This is a genomic window from Paraburkholderia lacunae (assembly GCF_003353175.1).
Taxonomy (GTDB): Bacteria; Pseudomonadota; Gammaproteobacteria; order Burkholderiales; family Burkholderiaceae; genus Paraburkholderia; species Paraburkholderia lacunae.
Genome location: NZ_QHKS01000069.1, coordinates 1 through 6,059 on the forward strand (window position 1 = coordinate 1; position 6,059 = coordinate 6,059).

A 6,059-nucleotide genomic window follows, 5' to 3' on the forward strand; every position below is an offset into this window, starting at 1 on the left:
ATTCGCCAATACATCCAGATCAACAACACTGATCCGAGACCTTTCAACTGGACCAAATCGGCCGACGACATCCTCGCCAGCGTCAAGCGATTTTGTCTACGAATTTCTAACTCGGGACACTAGTAACGGGCGCCGGTAAAACGTCACCCGGCGCCCGAGCTTTGGGCTGAACGCTTCGAACCGATGCGCGCCGCGTGGACGGGCGAGCGCGACCGGCTCTGCGATGCGCAGCGAATCTTCCATAAGATCAATAGGTTATGGACGGGATTCGAAGTGTAGGAGGCCAGTTGACAAAATTAATACGGACTTACGTGAGTTGACGCTTTCATTGCGATTCGAAGTGAAATAAAAGTGACAACACGATCGCTCTTTGGCCCGTGGTTGCTAGGGAAGGCCGGTGACAGAATCATTACGGCCTACGCAAGTCAAGGGTCCTTGCGCATGGATAGAGGGGGAGCCAAAGAGTCACAGACCGAGTTTCGTGGCGAGATCGCCGATAGTGTCGACTTCGTAGTACTCGTAGTACGGCGCGTCCGGCTCGTGCCCGCGTTTGACGAACGCCTTGTGCTTGATGCCGATGTCGTGTGCCGTCATCAGGTCGTAGCGCGGGCTCGACGACACGTGCAACACGTCCTCGGGGTTGCAGTTCAGCTGGTCGAACATGTACTCGAAGCCCTGCATGCGCGGCTTGTAAGATTGCGCCTGCTGCGCGGTGAACACGCGATGAAACGGCGCGCCGAGCTTGTCCACGTTGCTCTGGATCTGATCGTCCGATGCATTTGACAGAATCACGAGCTTGTACTTCTTCGCGAGACGCGACAGCCCTTCCGGCACATCGGGATGCGGACCCCACGTCGGCACGGCGAGGTAGAACAGTTCCGCTTCCGCTTCGATAAACTCAACGTTCAGGCGCTTACATGCGCGGCGCACTGCATTGACCACCACGTCACGATATGGCTTCCACGCGCCGAGCACCTCGTCCCGGCGATAGCCCGAGAAAAATGCGACAAATCGCTCCAGTTCTACGCCCTGGAGGCGGTTACCGTAAATCTCGCGGGCCATGTCGCCCATGCGGAACTTCGTCAGCGTGCCGTAGCAGTCGAAGGTAATGTACTTTGGCTCGAAATCGATCATTGTCTCAGTCCTACCGTTTTGTGAACCCGTGAAGAGTTGGGTGGTGGAAAAAGGAAGTGGATTTGTGGGGAGTATTTAAGCATCCTAAAAATGGAGATGTCGTTGGTTCTTGGCCGCAAAACAGGAGTTCAACGTTGTATTAAAGGCTCAGACGGCATAGTGTGTGGCGCAATCGTAGTACGTATTAAAAGTGTCAACACTGCGCTAATAAATCTGTCACTTCGCGGTCCCGGTGATGCAGCCAGGGGGCTAATTTCTGTAGATTCAGGTACTTACAGGAAGCGAAATAAAACTGTCAACAGCCTGGGCTCTCGCCGGTCTCAACTGCGGACAGATGGTGCACCTTCGAAACCGTGTCGTTGATGTGATTGCCTGAGCACAGAAGCAGTCGACGACGGATGGCGATGCGGTCCTGCCTGCGCATCGCAGGCGTTGTGCAGAGGAGCGAAAGATGTCCGTAACTGAAATGGGAACGGCACCAGACGCATCGAAACGGCGCCTCGATCACGCTGGAGTTAACGACGTAGGGCGTCTCGCCGTGGCAGTGCGAACAACGTGTTTCGAGCGATTGCAGATGCGCCGGACAGCGATCTTCACCCTCGAGCTGATGCAGCACGCTGTGGTAGCCGTGGGCCGTGCACAGTCGGCAAAACCGGAAGACTGAGAGATACCGACCGGGGAGCGTGGCATCAAGCAACGATATCCGTAACACATTCACGGGCAGGGGGAGGATGCGACACAGGCGCAGGAGGTCAATGCCGTCGCTCACCGGCGCCACGCCTTCAGACGGGTCAACATCGGGGCTCATCAGGTGGACAAGCACGTGACCGGGCAACGCATTGGCGCACGCGAACTTCCACAGGATCGAGACAAGGGACTCCCCCGGCATCAACCACTTCAGGTTGAACACGCTGCCTGACGAGAGCGAGAGTTGTCGGTCATTAAACGTCAGAATCGGAAAGCGTGGCGGCTTGAGCGACGCGGCACTACGCGGGGGCAAGCACGCGTCCGGTAGCATGGCGGGACTGAACATAGCCGCAGTGTCGCACCGCGTAGGTCCACAAGGCTGCCTCGGGACAGTACCCCGGCGCATCCTTGAGTTCGCTTTCCTTGAGTACGATTTCGACGGCGCGGGCGAACGACTCCATCGGGATTTCGAGGGCGCCCGGCAAGCTCGCCTTATGGTGTGCGGCCTCGAACGCCCGCCACAGTACGTCGGCGTCGTTGGTCAGGCGATAGCCAGCGTCAAACGCCTGCGGCACGTAGAACCGCGTGAAGCTCCAAGCGGTACCCTCCGGGTAGGCGGTCTGATCGTAACCGTTCAGGCAGGTGGCGACATCCTCGCCATTGCGGATGCCATAGAACGCGAGCTCCTCGACCATGAGACGTGCGACGATTTGAGTCTTGCCGGCGACCTGCAGCGCCGTCTTCTGCGCGAGCAGTTCGTCCTGGCCGACGAGGAACGTGAAGAGCTTGATTTGCTGGCGATCTAGCGCGTCGTGCACGTCGCGTAGCCATTCGTATTCGTTCTCGTTGTAGCGTTGCGCCTCGTCGCAAAAGAGCAGCACCGTGCCGCTGCCGGCGCGGGCGGCTGCCTCGCGAATGCGCAGCGACAGGCGTGTGCGTTTGGTCGAACTCGTGCCGGTGTTGGGACTATGATCGCCCACGGCCTCCAGCAGGTTCGCGAAGAACGGCGCTTCGGCGTGCCGTGGCTTGTGCTAGCACTGCGCATGGTAGCTCGTCATCTTCGGGTATTGGCGCGCAAGCAGAAGCCGCACATACTCGATCGCGCGGGTTTTGCCGATTCGCGACGGGCCGTAGATGAGCGCCCCCATGATTCGGTAGCGCAGGCAGCGCGTGACGAGCTCATAGAACGCCTCGATCGCGGGCGTGGCGAGGCGGTAATTGCCCGTGACGAGTGGGTGCAGCGTGAGATCGATCGGACGAGGTATCTGAAGCGACATGATGCAGCTCCTAACGTGAGCGACGAGGTTAAAAGACCTGACCGGTACCGATCGAGAGTTTTCGTGGACGCACCGACGTACGTGGCGCGAGTTCGACGACCGTGGCCGCCTGCGCGTCCGTCGTTGGCGCGGCGCCCGGTGTTACCGCAGTCTCTGTCTCGGCCGGGCGAGTCGGACCGACCGGTGTACGCACGGTTGGGGCCGATGCCAGCAAGCAGATCGCATGGGCGAGCTCGGTCGCTGCCTTGCGCGTTTTCTTCGCCTGCGTGAATTTTTGCTGGACGTAGGCTTCGATCGGATTGATATCCACGTCGGCGTGCCGCCGGCGCTTGCCCACATGCTTGCGAATCTCCTGACGCAGCTTAAGATTGTGCGGCACCACCCGCCACGCGCCTTGTGCTTCGAGCACGCCCAACTCCGTGCCATCAGCCAGGAAGGCGCGTACCGAGCGCAGGTCGTCGGCATTCATGTAGATCAGCAGATACTGGCCGATCAGATGGGTACTGGTTGCAAGCACACGGTTCGTGTAGCGCACGCCGTGAAGGTTGATATGCGGACGCACGCCCTGCTCCAGGTAAGCCCGCACGCGGCACCGCCTTGCCGATTGCATCAGGCAGAGCGTTCGGCGATGCTGTTCAGCGAGCCAGGCCAACAACGTTTGCTTGCCGCGCACGAAGTACTCCATCGCCTCCAGTGGCGTCGCATTGTTCAGGCCGCGGTGCGGAGTGCCGTTGTAGCTTGAAATGGCGTACTCAACCAGTTCCGCCAGTTCATCGAGCGAGACGTAGAGGCGCAAGTCGCCCTTAGGATCGGCAAGCGCCCGACGCAGGTCTCGCGGATGGGAACCCGTGTAGCCAGGCAATCGGGATGACAGGCGGCTGGCGATCGTGCCGAAGAACCGCTCGATGTAGGGCCGCTCGTCGGGGCTGTATTTCGGCCCGGCGTCAGCCACGCAGCCGACGAACTCGCACAACGCCGTCAGCGCCTCGTTTGCCAGATTCGCCTTCCCATTGTCGAGCTTCATCCACTCCCAGGTCACATACGCCAGTTCGGGCAAGCGTCCTGACGGAAAGCCGTCCTGCGGTCCGTACGCGAGACCAGGTATCGTGAAGATTCTTGGGCGATGGGGCTCGAGCGCGTTCTCGATGGTCTTGACGACATCGTAGCGGCTGTACTCCCTTGCCAACGCAATGTGGTAGCCGATCACAGCGCGTGTGCACACGTCGATGATCACAAGGAGCCATACCCTTTCCATTTCGAATTCATGCGCAAAGCCGAGCGGATCGCGCACGACTACTTTGAGCCGGATGTCGAGTCGGTGACCGTCGAATTCAACGACCTGATACGGGCGGGCCGCCGCGGGTGTACCCGCGTCGTCGAGGCGCGGCAAACCCTTCAGGTGCGACGCGCCCGCCGAGCGGGCCGCCGTGCCGAAACTGCGCAACATCTCCGCCCTCAACCGTCGCGAAAGCGAGCGAATTGCATGATCTGCCGTGTTGAACGGATAGTCGGCCGCTGTCAGACCTACCGATCGGCATTGGCGTAGGAACTCATCGTGCAACGATTGCAAACCGCGTAGTCGCGTGCGTAAGTGGCCGTCCGTATGTATCTGCTCAAGCAGTACCCTGCGTTGTTTGAGCTGAAGGAGCAGCCATCCCGTCAACGTGGGGTAGCGCTCGAAAAGCTGCATCAGAGCGCCCGCTGTGCCGCGACTGCCGTGCTCGCCCCGCACGCGCACGTCGCGCACGCGCACATACTCCTCGATGCGCACGTAGCGAATGAGCGCCCGAAACCCGAACGGACGCCCATCAGGGTGTGGCGTCTGCGCACGCTCGAGCCAGCGGTACAGCTGCCGGCGATTGATGCCTGTCGATTGTTCGATTGCCTTGATCGACTCTCCGGCGGTGTAGCGCAGCACGGCTTGTTGACGCGTCTCGAAAGTGCGCCGCACCACATCGTCCAGTTCGGTAAAGGCGACAGTAGGCCAGGCGCTCACATCGATTGACTGTAACTCCGGTTTGCGGCGATTCATGATGTCGCCTCCGCCGCGAATGACGTGAGCAGCGATAGCGGTTGCGTGTGAAGCTCGGGTGCACAGACCTGACCGCGATGAAGCAGGCCGAACAGGGCGGTCCTGACCAGGACCGGATCGCCCGCTGAGAGTTCGCGTTCGATAGCGAGCAATCGTCGTGGTTCTCCTAAGAACAGGATGATCGCTCGCGGCAAGGCTGGTGGAACGAGCCTGCGGTTGGCGACAAGGTAAGGGAGCATGCGCTGCCAGTTGTCGGTCCATATACGCGCAGCGGCGAGCTCAGCCGGTGCGACGAGCCGGATCGGAAACGCATTACCATCGAGATCGCCGCATGTTGCATTAACACTATCCTCGGTGGATGAGTCGCTAAGGATAACTAATTCATAACGGTCAGAATAACGCACCCAAAAGTCGGCGAGGCGACGAGAACCATCGGTCAGCACATAGCCCGGGCGCTCGCAGAAGGTGATCACATTCGGGGCCGCCTCGAGCAGAAGCCATTGTTCGAGCAATGGGCGCCGGTAGAACATCACGCGGCGCCCGAGCTTTGGGCTGAACGCTTCGAACCGATGCGCACCGCGCGGACGGGCGAGCGCGACCGGCTCTGCGATGTGCAGAGAATCTTCCATGAGATCAACGCTTTGCAGACGGGATTCGAAGTGTAGGAGGCAGATTGACAAATTTAATACGGACATACGTGAGTTGACGCTTATATTGCGATTCGAAGGTAAATAAATGTGTCAACACGATCGCGGTTTGGCACGTGGTTGCTAGGGAGGGGTAGTGACAGATTCATTACGGCCTACGGTTATGGACGGGATTCGAAGTGTAGGAGGCCAGTTGACAAAATTAATACGGACTTACGTGAGTTGACGCTTTCATTGCGATTCGAAGTGAAATAAAAGTGACAACACGATCGCTCTTTGGCC

The 6,059-nt window shown here is 59.4% G+C and carries 4 protein-coding genes and 2 pseudogenes; 1 reads left to right on the top strand and 5 read right to left on the bottom strand.

Annotation, left to right across the window (positions count from 1 at the left end):
- Positions 1-123 (top strand): annotated as a pseudogene (locus DLM46_RS38545) (IS630 family transposase); the annotation flags it as partial.
- A gap of 342 nt (positions 124-465) precedes the next feature.
- On the opposite strand, the gene DLM46_RS38550 reads toward DLM46_RS38545, so the two are convergent.
- The 5 genes and pseudogenes from DLM46_RS38550 to DLM46_RS38570 form a co-directional block, all read right to left on the bottom strand.
- Positions 466-1,134 (bottom strand): haloacid dehalogenase type II, encoded by a 669-nt coding sequence (locus DLM46_RS38550; RefSeq protein ID WP_115110255.1) that lies wholly within the window; start codon positions 1,132-1,134, stop codon positions 466-468.
- A 295-nt stretch (positions 1,135-1,429) separates the two neighbouring features.
- A complete protein-coding gene (locus DLM46_RS38555) occupies positions 1,430-2,044 on the bottom strand; it encodes a hypothetical protein (protein ID WP_208866446.1) in 615 nt (204 codons plus the stop codon).
- Between the two features lie 76 nt (positions 2,045-2,120).
- A pseudogene (locus DLM46_RS38560) lies at positions 2,121-3,098 on the bottom strand (AAA family ATPase).
- Between the two features lie 28 nt (positions 3,099-3,126).
- Positions 3,127-5,130 (bottom strand): helix-turn-helix domain-containing protein, encoded by a 2,004-nt coding sequence (locus DLM46_RS38565; RefSeq protein WP_115110258.1) that lies wholly within the window; start codon positions 5,128-5,130, stop codon positions 3,127-3,129.
- Complete coding sequence (locus DLM46_RS38570) at positions 5,127-5,759, bottom strand: hypothetical protein (protein ID WP_115110261.1); 633 nt, start codon at positions 5,757-5,759, stop codon at positions 5,127-5,129. The genes DLM46_RS38565 and DLM46_RS38570 overlap by 4 nt, the downstream gene beginning before the upstream one ends.
- Between the last annotated feature and the right edge of the window lie 300 nt (positions 5,760-6,059).

What these genes read in the sequence shown, in the direction of transcription:
- DLM46_RS38550 (WP_115110255.1), bottom strand. Translation starts at nt 1,134, where the DNA reads ATGATCGATTTCGAGCCAAAGTACATTACCTTCGACTGCTACGGCACG.
- DLM46_RS38565 (WP_115110258.1), bottom strand. Translation starts at nt 5,130, where the DNA reads ATGAATCGCCGCAAACCGGAGTTACAGTCAATCGATGTGAGCGCCTGG.
- DLM46_RS38570 (WP_115110261.1), bottom strand. Translation starts at nt 5,759, where the DNA reads ATGGAAGATTCTCTGCACATCGCAGAGCCGGTCGCGCTCGCCCGTCCG.